At 41.5% G+C, this 25,612-nt stretch carries 20 protein-coding genes and 1 pseudogene; 20 read left to right on the forward strand and 1 reads right to left on the reverse strand.

Features of this window, described 5'->3' with window-relative positions; all coding sequences use genetic code 11:
• Nucleotide 1: 1 nt before the first annotated feature.
• From thrB to O3643_RS06030, 7 genes are all read left to right on the forward strand, one after another.
• Nucleotides 2–871 carry a homoserine kinase gene (thrB, locus tag O3643_RS06000; protein ID WP_314943875.1) on the forward strand — a complete coding sequence of 290 codons (870 nt, stop codon included), beginning with the start codon at nucleotides 2–4 and terminating at the stop codon, nucleotides 869–871.
• Nucleotides 872–995: 124 nt separating this feature from the next.
• Entirely contained in the window at nucleotides 996–1,934 is a 939-nt protein-coding gene (msrB, locus tag O3643_RS06005) for a peptide-methionine (R)-S-oxide reductase MsrB (protein ID WP_371500533.1), read from the forward strand.
• Between the two features lie 178 nt (nucleotides 1,935–2,112).
• Nucleotides 2,113–3,372, forward strand: coding sequence for a TRZ/ATZ family protein (locus O3643_RS06010; RefSeq protein WP_371500535.1), 1,260 nt, complete (start codon nucleotides 2,113–2,115; stop codon nucleotides 3,370–3,372).
• Nucleotides 3,373–3,551: 179 nt separating this feature from the next.
• Nucleotides 3,552–4,647, forward strand: a protein-coding gene (gene prfB / locus O3643_RS06015) for a peptide chain release factor 2 (RefSeq protein WP_100249482.1) whose coding sequence is annotated in 2 segments (ribosomal slippage) — nucleotides 3,552–3,623 and nucleotides 3,625–4,647 — 1,095 coding nt in all. Because the reading frame shifts where the segments join, the coding sequence is not laid out codon by codon here.
• Nucleotides 4,648–4,662: 15 nt separating this feature from the next.
• Entirely contained in the window at nucleotides 4,663–5,355 is a 693-nt protein-coding gene (gene ftsE, locus O3643_RS06020) for a cell division ATP-binding protein FtsE (protein WP_004251332.1), read from the forward strand.
• Nucleotides 5,348–6,274 (forward strand): permease-like cell division protein FtsX, encoded by a 927-nt coding sequence (gene ftsX / locus O3643_RS06025; RefSeq protein WP_004251331.1) that lies wholly within the window; start codon nucleotides 5,348–5,350, stop codon nucleotides 6,272–6,274. Before ftsE ends, ftsX begins: the two co-directional genes overlap by 8 nt.
• Nucleotides 6,275–6,453: 179 nt before the next feature.
• On the forward strand, nucleotides 6,454–7,608 hold the full coding sequence (locus O3643_RS06030) for an MFS transporter (RefSeq protein WP_371500538.1): 1,155 nt from the start codon (nucleotides 6,454–6,456) through the stop codon (nucleotides 7,606–7,608).
• Nucleotides 7,609–7,649: 41 nt separating this feature from the next.
• Here O3643_RS06030 and O3643_RS06035 read toward each other — a convergent pair whose 3' ends face one another.
• The gene (locus O3643_RS06035) at nucleotides 7,650–8,270 is read right to left on the reverse strand and encodes a TVP38/TMEM64 family protein (protein WP_195183990.1); all 621 of its coding nucleotides are present in this window, start codon (nucleotides 8,268–8,270) and stop codon (nucleotides 7,650–7,652) included.
• A gap of 136 nt (nucleotides 8,271–8,406) precedes the next feature.
• Between O3643_RS06035 and O3643_RS06040 the strand changes: the two genes are divergently transcribed.
• The 13 genes and pseudogenes from O3643_RS06040 to metF all read left to right on the forward strand — a co-directional run bounded on the left by O3643_RS06040 (nucleotide 8,407) and on the right by metF (nucleotide 25,301).
• Nucleotides 8,407–11,052, forward strand: coding sequence for a DEAD/DEAH box helicase family protein (locus O3643_RS06040; RefSeq protein WP_371500540.1), 2,646 nt, complete (start codon nucleotides 8,407–8,409; stop codon nucleotides 11,050–11,052).
• A 74-nt stretch (nucleotides 11,053–11,126) separates the two neighbouring features.
• Nucleotides 11,127–14,117 carry a type I restriction endonuclease subunit R gene (locus O3643_RS06045; protein ID WP_371500542.1) on the forward strand — a complete coding sequence of 997 codons (2,991 nt, stop codon included), beginning with the start codon at nucleotides 11,127–11,129 and terminating at the stop codon, nucleotides 14,115–14,117.
• A 9-nt stretch (nucleotides 14,118–14,126) separates the two neighbouring features.
• On the forward strand, nucleotides 14,127–14,792 hold the full coding sequence (locus O3643_RS06050) for a hypothetical protein (RefSeq protein WP_371500544.1): 666 nt from the start codon (nucleotides 14,127–14,129) through the stop codon (nucleotides 14,790–14,792).
• A gap of 16 nt (nucleotides 14,793–14,808) precedes the next feature.
• Nucleotides 14,809–15,813, forward strand: coding sequence for a hypothetical protein (locus O3643_RS06055; protein WP_371500546.1), 1,005 nt, complete (start codon nucleotides 14,809–14,811; stop codon nucleotides 15,811–15,813).
• A 29-nt stretch (nucleotides 15,814–15,842) separates the two neighbouring features.
• Nucleotides 15,843–16,385 carry a hypothetical protein gene (locus tag O3643_RS06060; protein ID WP_371500548.1) on the forward strand — a complete coding sequence of 181 codons (543 nt, stop codon included), beginning with the start codon at nucleotides 15,843–15,845 and terminating at the stop codon, nucleotides 16,383–16,385.
• A gap of 15 nt (nucleotides 16,386–16,400) precedes the next feature.
• Complete coding sequence (locus tag O3643_RS06065) at nucleotides 16,401–17,645, forward strand: restriction endonuclease subunit S (protein ID WP_371500550.1); 1,245 nt, start codon at nucleotides 16,401–16,403, stop codon at nucleotides 17,643–17,645.
• A gap of 15 nt (nucleotides 17,646–17,660) precedes the next feature.
• Nucleotides 17,661–18,560 (forward strand): annotated as a pseudogene (locus O3643_RS06070) (HAD family hydrolase); the annotation flags it as partial.
• An 89-nt stretch (nucleotides 18,561–18,649) separates the two neighbouring features.
• Nucleotides 18,650–19,405, forward strand: a complete 756-nt coding sequence (locus tag O3643_RS06075; RefSeq protein ID WP_371500552.1) for a hypothetical protein — start codon at nucleotides 18,650–18,652, stop codon at nucleotides 19,403–19,405.
• 46 nt (nucleotides 19,406–19,451) lie between these two features.
• Entirely contained in the window at nucleotides 19,452–21,053 is a 1,602-nt protein-coding gene (locus tag O3643_RS06080; RefSeq protein WP_371500554.1) for a type I restriction-modification system subunit M, read from the forward strand.
• An 81-nt stretch (nucleotides 21,054–21,134) separates the two neighbouring features.
• A complete protein-coding gene (locus tag O3643_RS06085) occupies nucleotides 21,135–21,539 on the forward strand; it encodes a YbgA family protein (RefSeq protein WP_371500556.1) in 405 nt (134 codons plus the stop codon).
• Nucleotides 21,523–21,885: a TIGR02328 family protein gene (locus tag O3643_RS06090; RefSeq protein ID WP_371500558.1), complete on the forward strand. Its 363-nt coding sequence runs from the start codon at nucleotides 21,523–21,525 to the stop codon at nucleotides 21,883–21,885. Before O3643_RS06085 ends, O3643_RS06090 begins: the two co-directional genes overlap by 17 nt.
• Before the next feature lie 243 nt (nucleotides 21,886–22,128).
• Nucleotides 22,129–24,378 carry a 5-methyltetrahydropteroyltriglutamate--homocysteine S-methyltransferase gene (metE, locus tag O3643_RS06095; protein WP_371500560.1) on the forward strand — a complete coding sequence of 750 codons (2,250 nt, stop codon included), beginning with the start codon at nucleotides 22,129–22,131 and terminating at the stop codon, nucleotides 24,376–24,378.
• A 62-nt stretch (nucleotides 24,379–24,440) separates the two neighbouring features.
• Nucleotides 24,441–25,301 carry a methylenetetrahydrofolate reductase [NAD(P)H] gene (gene metF, locus O3643_RS06100; RefSeq protein WP_371500562.1) on the forward strand — a complete coding sequence of 287 codons (861 nt, stop codon included), beginning with the start codon at nucleotides 24,441–24,443 and terminating at the stop codon, nucleotides 25,299–25,301.
• The last annotated feature ends 311 nt before the right edge of the window (nucleotides 25,302–25,612 follow it).

Genomic DNA, 25,612 nt, shown 5'->3' on the forward strand with positions numbered 1-25,612 from the left:
GATGAAGATTATTGTACCTGCTACAAGTGCCAATGTGGGTCCTGGCTTTGACTCTGTTGGTGTAGCTGTAACTAAGTATCTAGAAATTCAGGTTTGTGAGGAACGTGAAGAATGGATGATTGAGCATCAATTAGGCAAATGGATTCCACGTGATGAACGTAATCTTTTGCTGAAGATTGCTCTACAAATTGTTCCAGACCTCCAACCTAGACGTCTGAAGATGGTCAGTGATATTCCGCTTGCGCGTGGACTAGGTTCATCGAGCTCGGTCATCGTTGCTGGGATTGAACTGGCAAATCAACTCGGAAACTTGAAACTAAGCAAACATGAAAAATTACAATTGGCAACTAAAATCGAAGGGCATCCTGATAATGTTGCACCTGCTATCTATGGAAATCTCGTAATTGCTAGTTCGGTAGAAGGTCAGGTTTCTGCTGTTGTGGCGCCTTTCCCAGAGTGTGCTTTTCTAGCTTATATTCCAAACTATGAATTGCGTACTCGAGATAGTCGTGGTGTCTTGCCTAAGAAACTCTCTTACAAGGAAGCCGTTGCGGCAAGTTCTATCGCCAATGTGGCTATCGCAGCTCTACTGACTGGAGATATGGTCAAAGCAGGCCAGGCTATTGAGAGTGACCTTTTCCATGAGCGTTACCGTCAAGAACTGGTAAGAGAATTTGCGACGATCAAGAAAGTTGCTAAGAAAAATGGTGCTTATGCGACCTACTTGTCTGGTGCTGGTCCGACTGTTATGGTCTTGGCTGATCCTGACAAGATGCCTAAGATTAAGGCTGAGCTTGAAAAGCAACCTTTCAAAGGCAAGCTTCATGATTTGCAAGTAGATACACAAGGCGTTCGCGTCGAAGCAAAATAAATATAGCAATAGGATGGGGAAACTCTCTATTAGAGGGCTTCCTGTCCTTTTTTTGAAAATGAAACACGGGATATAAATTATTTCCCATGTTTATTGACAGACAAATGGTCAAGGAGGATTTGAAATGGCAGAAATATATCTAGCAGGTGGTTGTTTTTGGGGCTTGGAAGAATACTTTTCCCGTATTTCTGGAGTGTTGCAAACCAGTGTTGGTTATGCCAATGGTCAGGTAGAAACCACCAATTATCAATTAATCAAAGAAACAGATCACGCAGAGACAGTGCAAGTCGTCTATGACGAAAAGGTGGTCTCGCTCCGTGAGATTTTACTCTATTATTTCCGAGTTATCGATCCCCTTTCTGTCAACCAACAAGGGAATGACCGTGGTCGTCAATACCGCACAGGGATTTATTACCTAGAAGAAGCTAATCTACCAACGATCAATACAGTAGTTCGCGAACAAGAACTCCTCATCGGTCGTAAAATAGCAGTGGAAGTGGAGAAGCTTCGCCACTATATCTTAGCTGAAGACTATCACCAAGACTATCTCAAGAAAAATCCTGGTGGCTATTGCCATATCAATGTGAGAGATGCAGAGAAACCACTGATAGATGCTGCTAACTACGAAAAGCCTAGTCAGGCAGTTTTAAGAGAAAATTTATCAGAAGAGTCCTACCGAGTTACCCAAGAAGCTGCGACGGAAGCTCCTTTTAGCAATGCTTATGACCAAACTTTTGAGGAAGGAATTTATGTCGATATCACGACTGGTGAGCCCCTCTTCTTTGCCAAGGATAAGTTTGCCTCAGGCTGTGGTTGGCCAAGCTTTAGCCGACCTATTTCTAAAGAGCTGATCCATTACTATCGTGACTTGAGTCATGGTATGGAGCGAATCGAAGTCCGGTCACGTTCAGGGAATGCTCACTTGGGACATGTCTTTACAGATGGCCCTCGTGAACTAGGTGGTCTCCGTTACTGTATCAATTCTGCATCCTTACGTTTTATCGCTAAGGATGAAATGGAAGAGGCTGGTTATGGCTACCTACTTCCATATTTGAACAAATAAAAAAAGATGGTGGTTTTTCCACCTTCTTCATTTTGGAAATAGAAGGGACACATGAAACACTTACTTTCTTACTTTAAACCCCATAAACAATAAGAAAAGTTGCCTTCGGGTGACTTTTTTGTTACAATAGCTAGAAAATTATCCAGTATGAATACTTATATAGAAAAGGAGCCTAGGGATGAAAGTCTTTCAGCATGTAAATATCGTGACTTGTGACCAAGATTTCCACGTCTATTTGGATGGGACTTTAGCTATTAAAGAATCCCAAATCGTCTATGTCGGTCAGGAAAATCAAGAGATTTTTAAACAAGCAGATCAAATCATAGACTATCAGGGTGCCTGGATTATGCCTGGCTTGGTTAACTGCCATACTCACTCTGCCATGACAGGCTTGAGAGGTATTCGTGATGATAGCAATCTTCACGAATGGCTAGAGGACTATATCTGGCCAGCAGAAGCAGAATTCACACCAGAGATGACTACAAAGGCCGTCAAAGAGGCGCTGACAGAAATGCTCCAGTCTGGAACAACAACCTTCAACGACATGTATAATCCTAATGGAGTGGATATAGCTGAGATTTATGAGGCAGTCAAGGCGTCCAAGATGCGTTGCTATTTTTCTCCAACCCTCTTTTCTTCAGATGTGGAGACGACGGCTGAAACTATAGCCAGAACTCGAGCTGTTATCGAGATAATCAAAGACTATCAAGACCCAAATTTTAAGGTTATGGTGGCCCCTCATTCTCCCTACAGTTGTAGTCGAGATTTGCTGGAGGCAAGTCTTGAGCTAGCAAAAGAAGAAGATATTCCACTTCATATCCACGTTGCAGAAACAAAAGAAGAGTCAGGGATTATCCTGAAGCATTATGGTAAACGTCCAATAGCCTTTCTAGATGAACTTGGGTATTTAGAGCATCAGGCTGTCTTTGCCCATGGAGTGGAGATAAATGAAGCAGAGATTGCCCGCTTGGCAGATTCGCAAGTTGCTATCGCCCACAATCCTATCAGCAACCTCAAATTAGCCTCAGGGATTGCACCAGTCGTCCAACTTCAACAGGCAGGAGTACCGGTCGGTATTGCGACGGACTCAGTTGCTTCTAACAATAACCTGGATATGTTTGAGGAAGGGCGGACTGCAGCACTCTTACAGAAGATGAAGAGTGGCGATGCCAGCCAATTTCCAATCGAAACTGCCCTCAAGGCCTTGACAATCGAGGGTGCTAAGGTGTTAGGAATGGAAGATGAGATTGGTAGTCTAGAAGTCGGCAAACAGGCTGATTTTCTCGTCATCCAACCCCAAGGCAAAATCCACCTTCAACCTCAAGAAAATATGCTTTCTCATCTCGTTTATGCCGTCAAATCCAGTGATGTTGATGATGTCTATATCGCTGGTGAGCAAGTCGTAAAAGACGGTCAAGTGCTGACTGTTAACTTGTAAAAAGTAGTATAAATTTACGAAATCTCATAAGAAATTTCTTGTGAGGTTTTTAAAATTTTGCTAGAAATCAGGCGAGTAGATGTCTTGCAGAAATATATTGATACTAAATTAGCAAAACACCTATTAGATAAAAAAAAAAAATTGTGATATAATAATAAGATGCAAAAAAAGGAGTATGTATGGACATTTCAGAAATTCGTCAAAAAATTGACGCAAATCGTGAAAAATTAGCTTCTTTCAGGGGGTCTCTTTGACCTCGAAGGTTTAGAGGAAGAAATTGCCATTTTGGAAAACAAAATGACAGAACCTGATTTTTGGAACGATAATATTGCGGCCCAAAAAACGTCGCAAGAATTAAACGAACTCAAAAATACCTACAACACCTTCCACAAGATGGATGAGTTGCAGGATGAAGTTGAGATTTTACTGGACTTTTTGGCAGAGGATGAATCCGTTAAGGATGAGCTGGTTGAAAAACTCGATGAGTTAGATCAGATGATGACTAGCTACGAAATGACCCTTCTCTTGTCAGAACCCTACGATCACAACAACGCCATCCTTGAAATCCATCCAGGTTCTGGGGGAACAGAGGCTCAAGACTGGGGCGATATGCTCCTTCGTATGTATACGCGCTATGGAAATGCCAAAGGCTTCAAGGTTGAGGTCTTAGACTACCAAGCAGGTGATGAGGCAGGAATCAAGTCAGTAACCTTGTCTTTTGAAGGACCAAATGCTTATGGTCTTCTCAAGTCAGAGATGGGAGTTCACCGTTTGGTGCGTATCTCACCATTTGACTCTGCTAAACGTCGCCACACCTCATTTACTTCTGTAGAAGTTATGCCAGAGTTGGATGATACCATCGAAGTTGACATCCGTGAGGATGATATCAAGATGGATACCTTCCGTTCAGGTGGAGCAGGTGGACAAAACGTCAACAAGGTTTCAACAGGTGTCCGCTTGACTCACATTCCGACAGGGATCGTCGTAGCATCAACCGTCGACCGTACTCAGTACGGAAACCGTGACCGTGCTATGAAGATGCTTCAGGCAAAACTCTACCAGATGGAGCAGGAAAAGAAAGCTGCTGAGGTAGACTCGCTCAAGGGTGAGAAAAAGGAAATTACATGGGGAAGCCAAATCCGCTCCTATGTATTTACGCCTTATACAATGGTAAAAGACCATCGTACAAACTTTGAAGTAGCGCAAGTAGATAAGGTAATGGATGGAGACCTAGATGGTTTCATCGATGCTTATCTGAAATGGCGTATCAGTTAAAAGAAAGGAAGTCACATGTCAATCATTGAAATGAGAGATGTTGTCAAAAAATACGACAACGGGACAACAGCCCTACGTGGCATCACTGTAAATATCGATGCAGGAGAATTTGCCTACATCGTAGGACCTTCAGGTGCTGGTAAATCAACTTTTATCCGTGCCTTGTATCGTGAGGTCAAAATCGACAAAGGAAGCTTGCAAGTTGCAGGTTATAACCTCGTTAAGATTAAAAAGAAAGATATTCCGTTCTTACGTAGAAACGTTGGAGTAGTCTTTCAGGATTACAAACTTTTGCCAAAGAAAACCGTTTATGAGAACATTGCTTACGCCATGGAGGTTGTTGGTGAAAGTCGTCGTAACATCAAAAAACGTGTTATGGAAGTCTTGGACCTTGTCGGTTTGAAGCACAAGGTTCGTTCATTCCCAAATGAACTTTCAGGTGGTGAGCAACAACGTATCGCCATTGCGCGTGCTATCGTAAACAATCCTAAGGTTTTGATTGCCGACGAACCAACAGGAAACTTGGACCCAGATAACTCATGGGAAATCATGAACCTCTTGGAACGTATCAATCTTCAAGGAACAACTGTTTTGATGGCGACCCACAACAGCCAAATCGTAAATACCTTGCGCCACCGCGTTATTGCCATTGAGAATGGTCGCGTGGTACGTGATGAAGCGAAAGGAGAGTACGGATACGATGATTAGTAGATTTTTCCGCCATCTGTTCGAAGCTTTAAAAAGTTTAAAGCGTAATGGATGGATGACCATTGCTGCTGTCAGTTCAGTAATGATTACCTTGACCTTGGTTGCTATCTTTGCTTCAGTTATCTTCAATACTGCGAAATTAGCAACTGATATTGAAAACAACGTCCGCGTCATGGTTTATGTTCGTAAAGACGTTGAAGACAACAGTGAAACTATTGTAAAAGAAGGCCAAACAGTCACGAACAATGACTACCACAAGGTCTATAACGCCCTTAAAGCTCTGCCAGCCGTTAAAAATGTAACCTTCTCAAGTAAAGAAGAGCAGTACCAAAAGCTGACTGAAACTATGGGTGATGAGTGGAAGGTATTTGAAGGAGATGCAAACCCTCTTCATGATGCCTACATCGTAGATACCAATTCACCAAGTGATGTAAAACCTGTAGCTGAAGAAGCTAAGAAAATCGAAGGTGTCTCTGAAGTTCAAGACGGTGGTGCCAATACCGAACGTCTCTTCAAGTTGGCTTCCTTCATCCGTGTATGGGGATTGGTCATCGCAGGACTCTTGATCTTCATCGCAGTCTTCTTGATTTCAAATACCATCCGTATTACTATCATTTCACGTAGCCGTGAAATCCAAATCATGCGTTTGGTTGGTGCCAAGAACGGTTATATCCGTGGGCCATTCTTGCTAGAAGGTGCCTTTATCGGATTGTTGGGAGCAGCTCTTCCATCAGCATTGGTTTACTTTATCTATAACCGAGTGTTCCAATCTGTCAACCCATCCTTGGTTGGTCAAAACTTATCTTTGATTACACCGAATACCTTTATTCCATTGATGATCGGTCTCTTGTTCCTCATCGGAATCTGTATCGGTTCACTTGGTTCAGGAATCTCAATGCGTCGATTCTTGAAAATCTAAGTCACATAACTGGATAAAACACATAAAAAAGTGGGATGTCATCAAGACTTCACAGCTCTTGATGCCCCGCTTTTTCTTTTGGTCTTGGTGCTCAGTCGCTTGCCAATTTTGGCTAAAGAGTGTATGATAGGAAAGGACCTTTTTACTAATATGAAAAATGAACAATGAATGAGGAAAAGATGAAACAATTTTTGGAAAAAGTGAGCATACTCTCCCTATCGTTAGTATTGATCACATCGTTTTCTATTTCGAGCGCCCTACCTGCCATGTTTGACTATTATCAGGGCTATTCGACTGGTCAGGTCGAACTCTTGGTCAGCCTCCCATCCTTTGGGATTATGGCCATGCTTTTATTGAACGGAGTTCTAGAGCGTATTTTTCCTGAACGTCTCCAGTTGACCTTGGGACTCTTGATTTTATCCATCAGTGGAACTGCACCTTTCTGGTATCAGGGCTATTACTTTGTCTTTGCGACACGCTTGCTATTTGGGCTTGGAGTAGGAATGCTAAATGCCAAGGCCATCTCGATTATCAGTGAACGCTATCATGGGAAAACTCGTATCCAGATGCTTGGTTTTCGTGGATCAGCTGAGGTAGTAGGAGCATCCATCTTGACTTTGGCAGTCGGGCAATTGTTAGCATTTGGCTGGACCGCAACATTCTTAGCCTATGCCGCAGGCTTGGTAGTCTTGGTGCTCTTTCTTCTATTTGTCCCTTACAACAAGGAAGAAATTCACGAGTCCAAGCATCAGACAGAAGAAGCAGCGAAACTGACTCGTTCCATGCTCCAATTGATTTTCTTCCTTGCTATTGCAGCCGCAGTGATTGTATGTACCAATACGGCCATCACCTTCCGTATCCCAAGTCTTATGATTGAGGCAGGGTTTGGAGATGCCCAGTTGTCCAGTTTGGTACTTAGTGCCATGCAGTTGATTGGGATTCTAGCTGGAATCAGCTTTTCTTTCCTGATTTCGACCTTCAAGGAAAGACTTCTATTGGTCGCTGGTATCACTTTTGGTATCGGGCAAATCATCATTGCTCTTTCCCCATCACTCTGGGTGGTGGTTGCAGGTTCTATCTTGGGAGGATTTGCATACAGTATCGCTCTGACGACAGTCTTTCAGTTGATATCTGAACGAATTCCTGCAAAACTCCTCAACAAAGCAACTTCCTATGCTGTTTTGGGATGTTCTTTTGGAGCATCATTAACACCCTTCGTTCTTTCAGGGATTAGCTTGGTAACTACAGATGGTCGAATGACCTTTATCATTCTAGGAGCATGGATGATTGCTACATCAGTGCTTGTTTCCCTCTTATTGAAAAAAGAAGCCTAACAAAGAAAAACTCAAGGATGAATCCTTGAGTTTTTTGTCTATTAGCCAAACATCTGCCAAAAGTAATCGATGATGTAGGTCAAGCCATAGGTGTAAACGACCAGGGTAAAGGGCTTAGTCAGGATAATAATGGTCATGTAACGTTTGAAGCTCATCTTGGTCAGAGCTGCCAACATGCAGAGAAAATCAGCTGGACTAACGGGCCAAATCATCATAAAGATAAAGAATCGGTCAAAGCGATTGCCCTCATCCAACCAACCGATATACTTGTCATAGGTGCGCTTGCTGACCATGGACTGGACAAAGGGGGCTCCGTAGAGACGAACCAAGTAAAAGATAATGGCACAACCAATGACAATACCGATATAGTTGTAAATGGTCCCGATGATGTGCCCATAGATAAAGACACCTGCAACGGAGGTAAGAGCTCCTGGAATGATAGGAACAACCGTCTGCAAAATCTGTAAAAAGATAAAGAGTGGTGGCCCCCAGATACCCGCCTGTTGGATAAAGGCAGATAGGGTTTCCTTGGAGTGCAAAATACCGGCCTGATAGGCCCAGATACAGAATATTACAGTACCAACTCCACCGACGATGGAGGAAATATGAATGGCTTGCTGTAGAAGGGGAGAAACAGCTTTCATTTCTTTCTCGTGTGACATGTAAACTCCTCTTGTGTAGTATGATTCTACTATACCATATTTTAGGGAGAAAGACTACATGGGATACTTCGTGTGACTTTGCCTCAAGTATGGTAAAATGGGAATAAGAAAATGACAGCTTAGAATGAGGAAAATCATGTTAGGATTGAAGTTTAATGGCACTTGGCGCAACTACCAAAAACAGGTCTTGGACAATTTCCAAGAATACCAAGCAGATGGTCATGTCCACTTGGTGGCAGCACCAGGTTCAGGGAAAACAACCATAGGAATCGAGTTGATTGCTCGCTTTGATAAGCCTGCCCTCGTTTTGGTACCGACGGTTACCATCCGGGAACAATGGGTGGATAGGATTCGCCAGGCCTTTTTAGAGGATGAGAACCATGTCACAAGTCTCGTGTCTCAAAATCTCAAGGACATGAAGCAAATCACCATCGCCACCTACCAAGCCTTTCACAGTGCTATGCAACAGGTGCAATCTCAAGAAGATAACGGTGAGGTTGAGGATTTTGTAGGCTTTGACCTGCTTGCCAGACTCAAGGAAAGGGGTGTCGAAACCCTCTGTCTGGACGAATGCCATCACTTGAGAAATGAATGGTGGAAAAGTCTAGAAGACTTCCGTAAAAATTACCAGCAACTACAAGTCATCTCTCTCACTGCGACACCGCCTTATGACAGTGAACCAGAACTCTGGGATCGCTATCTCCAGATGTGTGGCGAGATTGACCAAGAAATCACAGTGCCAGAACTGGTCAAGGAAGACACTCTTTGCCCTCATCAGGACTTTGTCTATATCTGTTTTCCGACTAAGGAAGAGGACAAGCGCTTGGAAGAGTTTGAAGACACCAAGTGGCAGTATGTCAGCCAACTAGTCGTTGATCCTGACTTCCAAGAGTTGATTCGGAGTTCCAAGGTTCTCAAAGGGGAAATCTCTGCGGATATGCTCCTAGAAGATCCTAAGTATCTTTCAGCACTCCTCATTTATCTACAGGCTCAAAAACAGGAAATTCCCAAGCATCTAAAAGATTTACTAGGTGCTGAAGGTTTGCCTGCTCTTAATTACTACTGGCTAGAAGTTCTCTTGCAAGGCCTTCTATATCAGACTCCTGACTGGTATGAGGATCCGCAGGCGACAAAGAAAAAGATAGAAGCAGAACTGAAATCAAGAGGACTGATTGAAAAACGTCAAGTTTTCTTGGTCAAATCCAAGGCCAATGACCAAATCCTCAACCAATCTCTAGGAAAACTGGCTGGGATTGCATCTATTTTTGAGACCGAGTATGCTAGTCTAGGTCAGGACTTGAGACAGTTAGTCTTGGCGGACTATATCCGTAAGGATTTTGCCAGTTATCTGGGAGCTGACCAAGCACCAATCACGCAATTAGGTGTCCTCCCTTATTTTGAAACTATTCGCAGAAGTGCACAAAAGCAAGGCTTGTCTGTCCCTATAGCAGTCCTTTCAGGTAGTGTCGTTATCATACCTGCCAGTGTCAAGGCAGAACTTCAAGCACTCATTCCAAACACTAGCTTAAGCTTCTCTGCCATCGGAAAGCTTGACCAAGGGACCTATCTCCAAGTAGGCTTTCCATCTAGCTTTAAGGGGATGGTCGCAGCAGTGACCGAGCTCTTCCAGCGTGGTTCTATCCAGGTCTTGGTCGGAACCAAGTCTCTCTTGGGAGAAGGCTGGGATGCGCCTTGCGTCAACTCTCTCATCCTCGGAAGTTTTGTCGGAAGCTTTATGCTCAGCAATCAAATGCGTGGCCGTGCCATCCGTATCTGGCCAGGACATCCAGATAAGACTAGTAATATCTGGCACCTAGTAGCCATCAAACCTTACAAAAATCCAGCCTTTTCTAAGGAGGATCAAGAAGAACTAGACCTCAATCCATATCAGGACCTGCAGACCCTTGCCCGCCGTATGGACCATTTCCTTGGCTTGTCCTATAAGGAAGATACCATCGAAACAGGTCTAGATCGCTTGAACTTTCCTGAGTTCCCATTTAAGAAAAAGAAACTCGAAGACTATAACGAGAAGATCATGGAACTATCCAAGGATCGTGCCTCCCTTCGTAAAAAATGGCAGGAATCTCTCATTGTTGCTGACAAGATTGAGATTGTCAATGAAGTTGCGACCGACAGCAAACGAATTCCTCTGCTTGGCTTAGCGGATGCTGAAAAGTGGCTTCGCTATGCTCTGATGGTATTTGCCATTAGTCTCCTAGCCTATGTCGTTCGACTAACCTTCTTTGCCTTACCATGGTTGACAGCTCTTTGTGTCCTCTTCCTAGCTATCACAGCCTTTCGCTATTACAGCTACAAGAGTCCTTATAAACGCTTGCGCCAGATCGGTGAAGCTATTCGCAAGGCCATGGTGACTGCCGGGCATTTGTCTGATGACCAGTCGCGCGTGCAGGTCGATGAGGACAAGGAAAGCTTTCATGTCTTTGCCTATCTAAAAGGTGGCAGTATGCGAGACAAGGAACTTTTTTCCAAGGCTTTAGGAGAATTCTTTGCCCCAGTGGACAATCAACGCTACCTCTTAGTAGCTCAAAAAGCACCAGCAGGTCAGTCCAAGTATTTCGTAGTCCCTAGCCTCTTTGAAAAACGCAAGGAAGATGCCCAGCTCTTCCTAGATGCCGTCGCACCGCATATAGGCAACTACCAACTCGTCTACACCCGCAACGAAGCAGGCCGAAAAATCCTGCTCGAAGCCAGACTCAAATCCCTAGCCAACAAAAACGACCGCATCATCACTAAAAAGAAGGTTAAAAGTGCTTTGAAATAGAAGGAAGTGAGCGTTTTCTTCTAGGAATATGATATAATAATAGCAAGAATATGGTCCCTGAAGGAGAAATATAGATGCAGGTAAAACCAGAACTGGAAATAGAAAAACAACTGATAAACCAGCTGGTAACTGGTGAAAGCCAATGGACTTATAGAGAAGACCTAAAAACAGAAGAACAACTATGGGTCAATTTCTTTGAGAAGCTAGCCCAAAACAATGTTGCTCTGCTAGCAGACCATCCCTTGACTGATCAGGAAAAACGCCAGATTCAGAACCAACTCAACTTTGTCAGCTACTATGATGCTGCCAAGTGGTTGGTCGGCGAAAATGGCATTGCCAAAGTCGAGGTACAGAGAGAAGATGCGAGTCTAGGCACCATCCGTTTGTCAGTCATCTGGCGTGACAATATCGCAGCAGGAAAGTCTAGCTACGAAGTTGTCAATCAAGTCCAGAGAGAAAAAGTAAATCCTCTGGACCAAGACCGTAGATTGGATGTTACTCTTCTCATCAACGGCTTGCCTATGATTCAAATCGAGCTCAAGAGTACCCAAGCAGCATTTATCGATGCCTTTCACCAGATTAAAAAATATGACCGTGAAGGGAAATTCCGTGGCATCTACTCTAGTTTGCAGATGTTTGTTGTGACCAACAAGGTTGATACTCGCTATATCGCTGCAGCTCGTGAAAATAAACTCAACAAGCAATTTCTAACCAAGTGGGTGGATAAGGACAATCATCCTGTGACAAACCTGACTAGCTTTGCCCACGAAGTCCTTTCTATCCCTCGTGCGCACCAGATGGTCATGCAGTATTCTGTCATTGATGATAGCAAGAAAGCTCTCATCCTCTTGCGTCCCTACCAGATCCATGCTATCGAAGCGGTGCAGGAAGCCTCTCGCCAACAAGCGTCAGGCTATGTTTGGCATACGACAGGTTCAGGGAAGACCTTGACCTCTTATAAGGTGGCGAGGAATCTCCTTCAGATTCCTTCCATCCAAAAAACGATTTTTGTCGTTGACCGCAGGGACTTGGACCAACAAACCACATCATCTTTCCTCTCATATGCGACCAATGATGTCATTGATATCGATGAGACGGACAATACACATGATTTGGTCAAGCGACTAGGTAGTAATGATAAGCGTGTCGTGGTGACAACTATCCAGAAAATCACGACCATGATGCGCAAGTTTGACCAAGGTCTTTACCAACGAGATGCGGACAAAATCAAGGGACTCCGAGTGGCCTTTGTCGTAGATGAATGCCACCGTGCCGTGACGCCACAAACACAAAAAGACATTAAAGCCTTTTTCCCTCAGTCTCTCTGGTATGGTTTTACAGGCACCCCCATCTTTAAGGAAAATAAACGCCAGCAGGTCGGTGACCTAGCTCAAACCACCCAGCAACAGTATGGAGACCGCCTCCATGAGTATACGGTCAAGGAAGCCATCCATGATGGAGCTGTCTTAGGCTTTAAAGTGGATTATCGCAACACCCTCATCACAGACCAGTCTGAAAACGACATACCAGATACCGTCTACGAAAATGAGGAGCACATGCTGGAAGTCTTAGATGCTATTATCAATAAATCCCGCCAACAACTAGGCTTCCAAAAAGGAGTCGGTAATACCTACAATGCCATCCTGACGGTCAAGTCTATCCCTCAAGCCCAAGCCTACTATGACCTTCTCAAAAGAGTCAAGGCTGGTCAGACACGGGTCAAGGTATCTGAGAGAGTCAAGATGGTCCTTCCAGACTTTCCAAAGGCGACCATCACCTATTCTGTCACTGAAAATGAAGAAGACTCAAGAGCCAACCAAGACCACATGAAACAGGTCTTAGAGGACTATAACCAAGAGTTTGATACTCACTTTACCATGGCGGATCTCCGTGGCTTTAACACAGATGTCAATAACCGCCTTGCCCGTAAACAGGACAAGTATCTCTATCGCAATGAGCAGTTGGACTTGGTTATCGTGGTCAATCGTCTCTTAACAGGATTTGATGCACCTTGTCTATCGACCCTCTTTATTGATCGTAAACCAATGCAACCGCAGGACTTGATTCAGGCTTTTAGTCGAACCAATCGCATCTTTGATTCTAGTAAGACCTATGGGCATATCATCACTTTCCAAAAGCCTATAGCCTTTAAGGAAGCAGTGGATAATGCCCTCAAACTCTACTCAAATGGTGGAGAAAATGATGTCCTAGCACCTAGCTGGGAAGAAGAAAAGAGAAACTTTTTGAGAAGTTGTAGTGATTTCCGAAATCTCATCACCGATGACCCCGAAGAAGGACTCCAAATCGAACAAATCTCTACACCTGAATTGAGAAAACTAGCCAAGGCTTATCAATCCTTTGATAAATACTTGGCTTCTATCCGAGTTTATAAAGAGTACGACGAGGAAGAAATCTATGCAGAGACTGGACTAACTGCAGAAGAATTGGAAAACTATCTAGGCTTCTATCAAAATATCCTTGCCGAGCTTAAAAGTCGTTCAGAAGATGGTGATGAGGATGGGGAGCCACTGGATATCCACTACGAACTGGAGTCTATCCAAGTCGATGAGATTAACTATGCCTATATACTGACCTTGATCCAAAGCCTGATCGAGCAAGAGCAAAGTCAGGAAAAGAGTCTCAGCGCACAGGACAGAGAAGCAGTGGATACCTATATCCAAAGTCTAGAGAAGACCAATCCAAATCTTGCACAAATCATCTCAGAGCTTTGGCAAGAAGTACAGGCAAATCCTGACCGCTACAGAGGTCAATCCATCGCCAATATCCTTGATCAGATGATTGAGGCAGTCATCCAGCAGCACATCCAAGACTTTAGTAAGGACTGGTATGTCGGTGAAGATGAACTCCGCTACTATGTCAATCACTACCGCAAGGGAGCAAAAAAACAACTAGGAGAAAGTCAACTGACCAAGAGCCAGCGTTACAAGGACTATAAAGTTGAGGTGGCAGATGCCCTCAATCCACTCCTCTATAAAAAACAAATCAAAGAAGCCTACACCCAACTGATCGAAGAAGTGATTGAGCCGTTGAGAGTGGGGAGGTAGGAGAAAATTATGAGTAAATATCCAAAAGAAGAACTATTCTCTGATTTTTTTACAGATGATATGCTAAAAGAGTTAGGTGTGGAGTCAGAAAAAGAGTTGAAATATTGCATGGGCTCATTTGTTATGGATAACTCAATTAATAAGGAATATTTTTCTAACATAGACATTGGACATCCGAAAAATTTTGATACTAATGACAATCTGCCAACTGGAGGAAATGGTATCATATCTTTAAAAACGATAAGAGAAGTTAGAGGGAGAGGTCCAAAAGGGACATCTCCGTTTAAGGGTTCTGGTTTTGATGCTGGCCATATTTTAGGGAGGCAGCTTTTTAAGGGGACCCGCTTTAATACTAGTAAGAAGAATAAAAAAAATATATATAAGCAAACAAAATGGTCAAATCAGGGTAATCATAATACGGCCAAATGGGGCCATAATCAAACCTACTTCGAGAACTATATTGTATATCAAATTAAAAATAAAACCCCAGATGCAGTGGTAAAATACAGAGCTAACTTAATATACTGTAATTCTGAGGAGAAAATACCAAGAGGTATCCATATAAGAAGTAGTTGTGAGCAAAATGAAGAGTTGAATTTCAATGTCTTTATTCCAAATGTTGAGATAGAAGGACGCATAGATTATAAAAATGATAATTTAGTGATTGTAAAATAATTGGAGATTAATGTAAATGAAAGTTCAATATTTTAATGTTTTTTTGTGTAGAAATGGTGAGAAGACAGATTATGATTTGTCTAAATTAATTGATATAATTCGAGTATCTTCTCCTATAGAAAGAACTGTAAAATTAGGGAGTCAGCATACGATGTTTATGAATAATAGTAGAATTCCATTACATCAGGCAACAACTGGATCATCATTAGAAGGGTACGAATACCTTCCTAGAAATAGAACAGTTTGGATTGGTAAATATCGTAGTGAAAAACCATATGAGGGAAAAATAGGTGAAGAAGAAATTAAACAAATTGATGGAGACCTTTTCGAACCTAGTGTTTGTTTAGTTATTCCCACCTCACATCTCTTTTTGATGGAAAGAAAATTTTTGGGTCCTTCAATCAATCAAATTGGGGAGTACTTATCAAGTTTTATAAAGAGTAAAGTTCCTAATGTTAAATATTCGGTGAAATTCGAGCCTTTGAAAACAGATAGTTTAAAACCTTTGATAGAAGCTTCTGAGAGTATCAAATCAATCGTGATTCAAATTAAAAATGAAGGTTTTCAATTGTCAAATTTGTTTCCAAATATCAACGATAGCAATAAAACGCTATTAGAAAAATTATTTGGTAATATGATTGAAGTTTCTGAAGAATTAGATATAAATACTACTACTGTAGCATTTAAAAAAAGTTGGTATAAGAGAGAAATGGACATAGAACGTATTTATAGAATATTGAATTTATTAAACCCAGAAGATGATAACTTAATATCAGCTAAAGTTGAATTTTTAAATCCAGAAACACATGAACCTGCTGAAATAGATTTAAAAAAAGAAGGGTTCTATATTCAGGAAAAGACATCTTCAAAGACTGATGATTTTGAAAAATTAGCTAATTTAATGACATCGCATTATTATGACGATCAGAATCGTATTAAGGATGTTCATTATCTTTCATTTGGTTCTTTGTTGTCTGTTGATGAGAGTGAATTTGATATTGTAACTGAAAATAGCATATAAAAATCCAAAACTAGAAAGGAGATGTTGTCATGCTTAAATTTATTGATAAATATTTTTGGTGGAGTTTATCGACTATAATTGTGTTAATTGTTGCAGTGTCTCTTTTTTTAGGAAATTATTTAGAGTTATATTATTGGTTTTACAAAAATGCCTATACAAATAATGCGAATTTAGTGACCATCTCAACAGTTTTTATTGGTATTTATTTTTCTTTATACGGTTTTTTATTAAGTTCAAATACAAATTCCCTTATATCAAAACTTAAGTCGAAGGAGTATAAGAGACTAGTTTCAATAGTTAATAGAGGATTTTTATCTAGTTTTATTATAGTTATATTTTCTTTTTTTAATGAAAATATATATAATTTGGTGGGTAAAATTTATATACTATTCTTATTTGTTATTTTTCTCTTGCTTATTGGATCTGCAATTCAAATAGCTATTTATTTTACATTACTTTTTAGATATGACTTAAATAAAAAACATAATAGTTTTGAGGAAGATATACAAAAAGAAATTCTAGATAATGAATTGAGAAAAAAGTTAAAACAATTTTTAGACAGAGAGTTATAAGGGTTGAGGAGAAAAATGAAGCCTAAAATCAGTTTTAGTGAAGAACAGAAAGATTGGATTAGAAGACCTTTATTATCCAACATAGATAAAATCATAGATTACAGAGGAAGAACACCTAAAAAATTGGGGTTAAGTTGGAGTGACACAGGTTTTCTAGCTTTGTCAGCTTTAAATGTAAAGAATGGCTATATTGATTTCAATGCTGATGCCAATTATGGAAATCAAGAATTGTATGATCGATGGATGGGAGATAATCACCTTCATAAAGGGCAAGTTGTTTTTACTACTGAAGCACCAATGGGAAATGTTGCACAGATTCCTAATGATGATTTGTATATTCTAAGTCAACGTACGATTGCCTTTGAAGTTAAGCACGATTTAATTAGAGAAGATTTTTTAGCTACTTTATTGCGTAGCCCAAAAATATTTAACGAATTAACTTCTTTGTCAAGTGGAGGAACTGCTAAAGGAGTTAGTCAAAAATCCTTATCAAATCTCAAGGTTTGTGTTCCCTCATCATTAGAAGAACAATCCGCCATCGGATCCCTCTTCCGCACTCTTGATGAGCTTTTGGCAAGTTACAAAGATAATCTAGCCAACTATCAATCTCTCAAGGCGACCATGCTTTTCAAGATGTTTCCAAAAGCTGGACAGACTGTACCTGAGATTCGTTTGGATGGATTTGAAGGTGAGTGGAATAAGTCTAAATTAAAAGATGTTGCTCATCGTGTACAGGGTAATGATGGAAGAATGGATTTGCCAACTTTAACAATTTCTGCTTCTGGCGGTTGGATGAATCAAATTGATCGATTTTCTGCTAATATTGCTGGAAAAGAACAAAAGAATTATACCCTGTTAAAAAAAGGGGAACTATCATATAACCATGGTAATTCAAAATTGGCAAAATATGGAGTTGTTTTTGAGTTACAGGATTATGAAGAAGCACTTGTTCCAAAGGTTTATCATAGTTTTAGAGTTAATCAACTTGCAGATGCAAAATTTATTGAAATAATGTTTTCAACAAAAATCCCAGATCGGGAATTAGGAAAACTTATTTCATCAGGGGCGAGAATGGATGGATTGTTAAATATTAGTTTTGATGATTTTATGAATATTGTTATTATTATCCCAACTTTTGCTGAACAACAAGCCATCGGCTCCTATTTCTCAAACCTCGATAAACTCATCAACTCTCACCAAGAAAAAATTTCTCAGCTAGAAACACTGAAAAAGAAACTATTGCAGGATATGTTTATATAAAAGGAGTGCAGTAAAATGTCAAAAGTAAAATCAGAAACTCTAAAGAAAGAAGAAAAACCTGTAGTAGCAATTTGCTATGATTTTGATAAAACCCTGTCTCCTGATGATATGCAAGCCCAAGGATTTATACAGAAGCTTGGGTATGAAATCAGTGAATTTTGGAAGAAATCCAATGGTTTTGCCAAGGCTAATAATATGGACAAGAACCTTGCCTATATGTTTACGATGAAAACAGAATCTGCAGGGAAAGTCCTATTTACAAAAACAGAGTTAGCCAAGTTTGGTTCAGTGGTAGAACTATTCCCAGGAGTCGAAAGCTGGTTCGAACGCATTCGAAAGTATGGTGAAGAAAACGGAGTTATTGTTGAGCACTATATTATTTCATCTGGTTTGAAAGAAATGATAGAGGGGACTTCAATAGCTAAAAATGGTGCTTTTAAGAAAATTTATGCAACTTCTTTTTATTGTGATGAAAGTGGGGTTGCAGTCTGGCCTGCTCAAGTTGTTAACTACACCAATAAGACTCAATTTCTTTTTAGAATTACCAAAGGTATTTTAGATGTCAATGACGATGCAGTGAACGATTTTTTTGCTGAAAGTGATTTACGAGTTCCTTTTAGAAATATGGTCTATCTAGGGGATAGTGATACAGATATTCCATGTATGAAGCTAGTCAAAACAAGAGGTGGCTACTCTATCGGTGTATTCAATCCAAAAACCAATGACAGAAAAAAAGTTCACAAAATGACTCAGGATAATCGTATTGATTATTTTGTTCCAGCTGACTACTCAGAAAATACAGAACTTGATAATCTAATCAAAACGATTATTAAAAAGACAGCTTATAATGAATTGTTAGAAAACAAGAAAAATGCTGATAAAATTGAAGCAAGATCCAAAAAACCAAGAAGAAAGCCAAAACTAAGGTAATTGTTTACTAAATTAAAAGAATACCGAACAAGATTTATCGATGCTAGTATATTTATATACATAAAGGAGTTACCATGGTATCTGTAACACAACGTATCAAAGAAATTAACCAACCTCGAGGTGGCTACTTGCCTATCAAGTTATTTTCAGTAGAGCAGTTTGAAGACCACAGAGTTCTGCATCCGGTAGAGTCTGTATCTCCTAGTTTAGTGGGGATTTGTGTGGACTACTTGACCCGATTTATGAAAGGGACAGAAGCCCGTGATGCTTTCAGAATATCTCTCTTGGGAGCTCAGATGGTGGGCATGGGAGACCTAGCTGAAGCACTGCTCGATTTGGTGACAGGATTGGACGATTTATCGATAGAAAGTGCGTGTCGTCTAGCGTCCTTTGATGTCGTCTTTCGTGCAGGGAAGCAGTATTATAAGCCTTTTGAGGAAATTATAGTAGATGCAGAAACGATAGAGAATATTTGTATCATGGTGGAGCGAAGCCTTTGTTTCTTTGATCTCTATGGTCCTTTGGTGAAAGATGGCTTTCATTTTCTTGGAGGTTATACAGATACGATTGACAAGGGTGATGGAGATTTTCTTACCAAGGATACATTATGGGATTTTAAGGTGACTAAAACAGCTCCTAATAAAGACCATACACTACAAGTCCTTGTATACTACATCATGGGCTTACATTCCTTTGACCCTGACTTCCTTTCTATCGAAAATCTTGGATTTTATAACCCTCGAAAAAATATCGTTTATCAACTTCCTATCTCTGATATTCCTTTGGACTTGATTCAAACGGTAGAAAGAGAAGTGATTGGTTATTTCTAAACACTCACTTTTTGAAGAATATTTGTATAACTTAGAAAGAAACATTATGGAAACAACACAAACTTCCCAGTCGCTCTATCAGGCCCTGTGGAACTCAGCGGATGTTCTCCGCTCTAAGATGGATGCCAACGACTACAAGTCCTATCTCTTGGGTATGGTCTTTTATAAGTATCTGTCAGACAAGATGCTCTTTTTCGTGGCGGAGACTATGGAAGAGGGGACAGATAGTTTAGAGGATGCCCTTGAGGTCTATCGCAACTACTACGAGGATGCGGATACCCACGAGGATCTGGTCTCTGTCATGAACGATGAGCTCAACTATATCATCAAGCCAGACTTGACCTTTACGGCTCTAGTGGCGCGTGTCAATGAGGGAACTTTCCAGCTGGAAGATCTGGCTCAGGGTTTTCGTGATATCGAGCAGAGTGACGACCTCTATGAAAATCTCTTTGAAGATATCGACCTCTACTCTAAAAAGCTGGGGGCAACTCCGCAAAAGCAAAATCAAACGGTAGCAGCAGTCATGAAGGAGTTGGCTGTGCTAGATGTGGCTGGTCATGCTGGCGATATGCTGGGGGATGCCTATGAGTATCTGATTGGTCAGTTTGCGACTGACTCGGGCAAGAAAGCTGGTGAGTTCTATACACCTCAGCCTGTTGCCAAGCTCATGACGCAGATTGCCTTTTTGGGTCGTGAAGACCAGGAAGGTTTTACCATCTATGATGCGACTATGGGTTCAGGCTCTCTCTTGCTCAATGCCAAGAAATACTCTCATAAACCGCAGACAGTCGTCTACTTTGGTCAGGAGCTCAATACTTCGACCTATAACCTAGCTCGGATGAACATGATCTTACACGGCGTTCCTGTTGAGAATCAATTTCTCCACAATGCCGATACTTTAGATGAAGACTGGCCGACTCAAGAACCGACCAACTTTGATGGAGTTCTCATGAACCCTCCCTACTCCGCCAAGTGGTCAGCAAGTTCAGGCTTTATGGCTGACCCTCGTTTCTCTCCTTTTGGGAAACTGGCACCTCAGTCCAAGGCTGACTTTGCCTTCCTCCTACATGGTTATTACCACCTCAAGCAGGATAATGGGGTCATGGCTATCGTCCTTCCTCACGGTGTTCTCTTCCGTGGCAATGCGGAAGGGACCATTCGTAAGGCCTTGTTAGAAGAAGGAGCTATTGATACGGTTATCGGTCTACCAGCCAATATCTTCTTTAATACTAGCATTCCGACCACGGTCATCATTCTCAAGAAGAACCGTACCAATCGTGATGTTTACTTTATCGATGCTTCTAAGGAGTTTGATAAGGGGAAAAATCAGAATATCATGACGGATGCTCATATCGAGAAGATTCTGGAAGCCTACAAGTCTCGTGAGGAGATGGATAAGTTTGCCCATCTGGCTAGCTATGAAGAAATCGTCGAAAATGACTACAACCTCAATATCCCTCGCTATGTAGATACCTTTGAGGAAGAAGAAGTCGAGCCACTAACAGATATCGTCAGCAAGATTAACGAGACAAATCAAGCAATCGAAAGCCAAACAGCTTCCCTGCTTGAAATGCTCGGTCAACTCCACGGAACTACACCAGAAGCTGATGCTGAGCTTGAAGAGTTTTTGAAAAACTTTAAAGGGTGATAGGCGTAAACAATTCGCTCAATTTTAAAATATAACTTTGTTTCCGTATTTCCTGGGAACTAGTAGAAAGTTAGGAGAAATATGGAAAACAACAACCAACGTGCCCTTTGTCAGCAACTCTGGGCGGAAAATAAGTACCTTGTTTTGAGCCATTCCAGCAATATTTACAAGGACATTCGCCAGTATCTCAAGCAAGAAGTGGTAGAAGTGAGTCAGGTTCAAGAGATGATTGACCGTGCCTGCCAGATTCCAGAGCACAGGGGTCAGGTTTGCAATGCCTTTCAGCATATTTGGGGCTATTTTAAAAAGCAAGCGACTGATGCTGAGCGTAAGGACTATATGTTTTTACTGGAGCGTTATCACTCTGGTTATGCCACCAAAGAAGACTTGATTGCTCAGACGAGAGATTTGCTTGAACGATACCCAAATGCTTATCTGCAACATTCTACCTTGCTGAAAGGAGACTCCCATGAGACTTTGGCATGAGGCTTTGATTTCACAACTTCCCCGTCCTCAGCTCTTGGGGCAACATCGAGAGTGCTGCGCCCTGCGTGGCAATGGCTGGAGCAGAAAGCATGCGACGGTTGACTATGTCTTTACCCACTCGCCCTATCGTCTCTATGCCTATCATCGCTTGATCATGGAGGAGATGGCTGACCGTGGCTACAATGTCAGTCCAGAGTGGCTGGACAAGAACTACCGCGGCAAAACCTGCCCTCCTTATCAAGACTTAGCAGAGGAAAAGCTGAAAAGTCCTATCTATAGTGAGCATGACCATGCCTACTATGAGGAGTGTCTGGCTAATCTCCGTGATAAGGGGATCAACCTATAGTCTTTTCTAATAACAAGCCATAGACAGACTCCTAATTGCGAATCTAGGACTGTGAACTTTGTTTGTGTGAAAGGCTATCAATCTTTATATACCAAAGGATTTGGGGAATTTCCTCCAAATCTTTTTTTGTCTTTTAAATTGAGATATAGTTTCAAACTATATCAAAGCCTAATTTTTTACAATTATACAGACAGTTTCTTTTCTGTTAAGATAGTTTCAACAACAATTTTTGGAGGACAAAACATGTCAACTACAATTATCGGTTTCCCTCGTTTGGGTGAATTCCGCGAATTAAAATTTACAACTGAAAAATACTTTAGAAAAGAAATCTCAGAAGAAGAACTCTTGGCTGCGGCTAAAGAATTGCGTGCTAAACACTGGAACATCGTCAAAGAAAAAGGCATCACTGAAATCCCATCAAATGACTTTTCTCACTATGATAACTTCCTAGATGCTGCTTTCCTTTTCAACGTAGTTCCTGCATCTGTTCAAAACTTGGAATTGTCTGATCTTGAACGTTACTTTGCTTTGGGACGCGGTTACCAAGGAGAAAAAGGGGATGTTCGTGCCCTTCCGATGAAGAAATGGTTCAACACTAACTACCACTACATCGTTCCTAAATTTGAAAAAGACACTCAAGTAAAATTGGCTGGTCACAAGATCTTCGATGAGTTCCAAGAAGCTAAAGAACTTGGTCTTAACACTCGTCCTGTCCTTGTAGGTCCATTCACTTTCCTTCAATTGTCAGACTATGAAGAAGGCGTGAAAGCAGAAGACTTCGTAGATAGCTTAGTAGCTGCTTACCAAGATGTTTTTGCTAAATTGGCTGAATTTGGTGCAACTCATATCCAATTGGACGAAGCTGCTCTTGTAAAAGATTTGACAGAAGAAGAAAAAGCTCTCTTCTTGAACCTTTACAACAAATTGTTGGCTGACAAGAAAGGTCTTGAAGTCTTACTTCAAACATACTTCGGAGATGTCCGTGACGTCTACGCTGACCTTGTGAAATTGCCAGTAGATGCGATCGGTCTTGACTTCGTTGAAGGTAAGAAAACTCTTGAACTCGTTAAAGGTGGATTCCCAGCTGACAAGACTCTTTATGCAGGTATTGTCAATGGTAAGAACATCTGGCGCAACAACTACGAAAAGAGTTTGGCTGTTCTTGAGCAAATCCCAGCAGAAAATATCGTTTTGACTAGCTCATGTTCACTTCTTCATGTGCCATTTACAACTGCTAATGAAGAATTTGAACCAGCTATCTTGAACCACTTTGCATTTGCAGTTGAAAAATTGGATGAGATCCGTGACTTGGATGCTATCCGCAACGGTCAAGGTGCAGAAGCTCTTGCAGCAAACAAAGAACTCTTTGCGGCTGAACGTGTTGGTGAAAATGCGGAACTTCGTGCTCGTATCGCAGGATTGACAGATGCAGACTACACTCGTTTGCCAACCTTTGCTGAACGTGAAGCTATCCAAGAAGATGCCTTCAAACTTCCGGCTCTTCCAACAACAACTATCGGTTCATTCCCTCAAACGAAGGAAGTTCGTGCTAAACGTTTGGCCTTCCGTAAGGGTGAATTGTCACAAGAAGAATACGATGCCTTCCTTGCTGAAACCATCGATGAATGGATTAAATGGCAAGAAGAAGTTGGATTTGACGTGCTTGTACACGGTGAATTCGAGCGTAATGACATGGTTGAGTACTTCGGTCAAAACTTGTCAGGTTACCTCTTCTCTAAGAATGGTTGGGTACAATCATACGGTATGCGTGGGGTTAAACCACCAATCATCTGGGGTGATGTCACTCGTCTCAACCCAATCACTGTGAAATGGTCTAGCTACGCACAAAGCCGTACTGACAAACCTGTTAAAGGTATGTTGACTGGACCTGTTACCATCCTTAACTGGTCATTCCCACGTGAAGACATCTCTATCAAGGATTCTACTCTTCAAATCGCTCTTGCTATCAAGGATGAAGTTCTTGACCTTGAAGCTGCAGGTGTTAAAATCATCCAAATCGACGAGGCTGCTCTTCGTGAGAAATTGCCACTCCGTCGTAGCGACTGGTACGAAGACTACCTTGACTGGGCTATTCCAGCCTTCCGCTTGGTACACTCAACAGTAGCACCAGATACACAAATCCACACTCACATGTGTTACTCAGAATTTACAGATATCATCCCAGCTATCGACAACATGGATGCGGACGTTATCTCATTTGAAGCTAGCCGTTCAAATCTTGAAATCTTGGACGAACTCAAAGCTCAAAACTTCCAGACAGAAGTGGGTCCTGGAGTTTACGATATCCACTCTCCTCGTGTGCCTAACGAAGGCGAAATCGACCACACAATCGAAGCCATCCTTGCCAAAGTTCCAAGCAAGAAAGTATGGATCAACCCTGACTGTGGTTTGAAAACACGTGGTATCCCAGAAACGAAAGAAAGCTTGATCCGCCTTGTAGACGCTGCGAAAGCTGCGCGTGAGAAATTGTAAGAAAAGACAGTTCTCTCTACACGGTTGATCAGTAAGAAATCAACTAGAAAAGGTTCATACATATGTCACGTCAAACACCGTCCCTCTCATTTGAAGTTTTCCCTCCAAACCCAGAAGTAGGCAATGACAAAATTATTGCAGCCCTGAAAGACATGCAGGGCTTGGCACCACACTTCATCAGTGTGACTGCTAGTAATAATAAATTTAATATCAAAGAGACGACGGTTCGTTTGGCAGACTATATCCAAAATGATTTGGAGATCCCAACCATTGCTCACTTGCCAGCTATCTATTTGACTAAGGATAAGGTGGCTGAGACCATTGCGGATTTGGATAAAGTTGGTGTTCAGAAAATCTTGGCTTTGCGTGGGGATATCATTCCAGGTGTTGAGCCACAGAAGGATTTCCGTTACGCCACAGATTTGATTGAGTTTATCAATGAACAGGCACCGCATTTTGATATTGTTGGAGCTTGTTACCCAGAAGGGCACCCGGATTCGCCAAACCAAATCTCAGATATCCAAAATCTCAAGAAAAAAGTGGATGCAGGCTGTTCAAGTCTTGTTACTCAGCTATTCTTTGACAATGAGCGTTTCTACGATTTCCAAGACAAGTGTACCTTGGCAGGGATTGATGTTCCTATTCATGCAGGTATCATGCCAATCCTCAATCGTAACCAAGCTCTTCGTCTCTTGAAGACTTGTGAGAATATCCATCTCCCACGTAAGTTTAAAGCCATCTTAGACAAGTATGAGAATGACCCTGAGTCACTCAGAGCAGCAGGACTTGCCTATGCAGTAGACCAAATCGTGGACTTGGTAACGCAAGACGTAGCAGGTGTGCATCTCTACACCATGAACAACGCAGACACTGCTCAGTACATCCACCAAGCAACCCATGCCTTGTTCAATCACCAACCTTAAAATAATCAAAAGCAAACCATTCTTCTTTTCATAGCAGAATGGTTCCTTTTTTATAGAAAAGACCGTACTTTTTAAGAAAAATATGATAAAATAGACTCTGTACGTACTTGATACAAAGATGAGGGTATAAACGATATTTAAGCAGTCTTAATCCTATGTCAAAGAGATGTAAGTTAAAGAATCAGATCTAAAGTAATTTCGGAGTTGAACACGGGCTAAATCCCTAGTGAAAAAGATAGATTTCCTGATGTGCATCGCACACTGCGTCAATCTCCTATTTTCATACGGGATTCTTAACGCCCTTTGTATCC

The sequence above is a fragment of the Streptococcus sp. 20925_1_44 genome (assembly GCF_041432435.1).
Classification (GTDB): domain Bacteria; phylum Bacillota; class Bacilli; order Lactobacillales; family Streptococcaceae; genus Streptococcus; species Streptococcus infantis.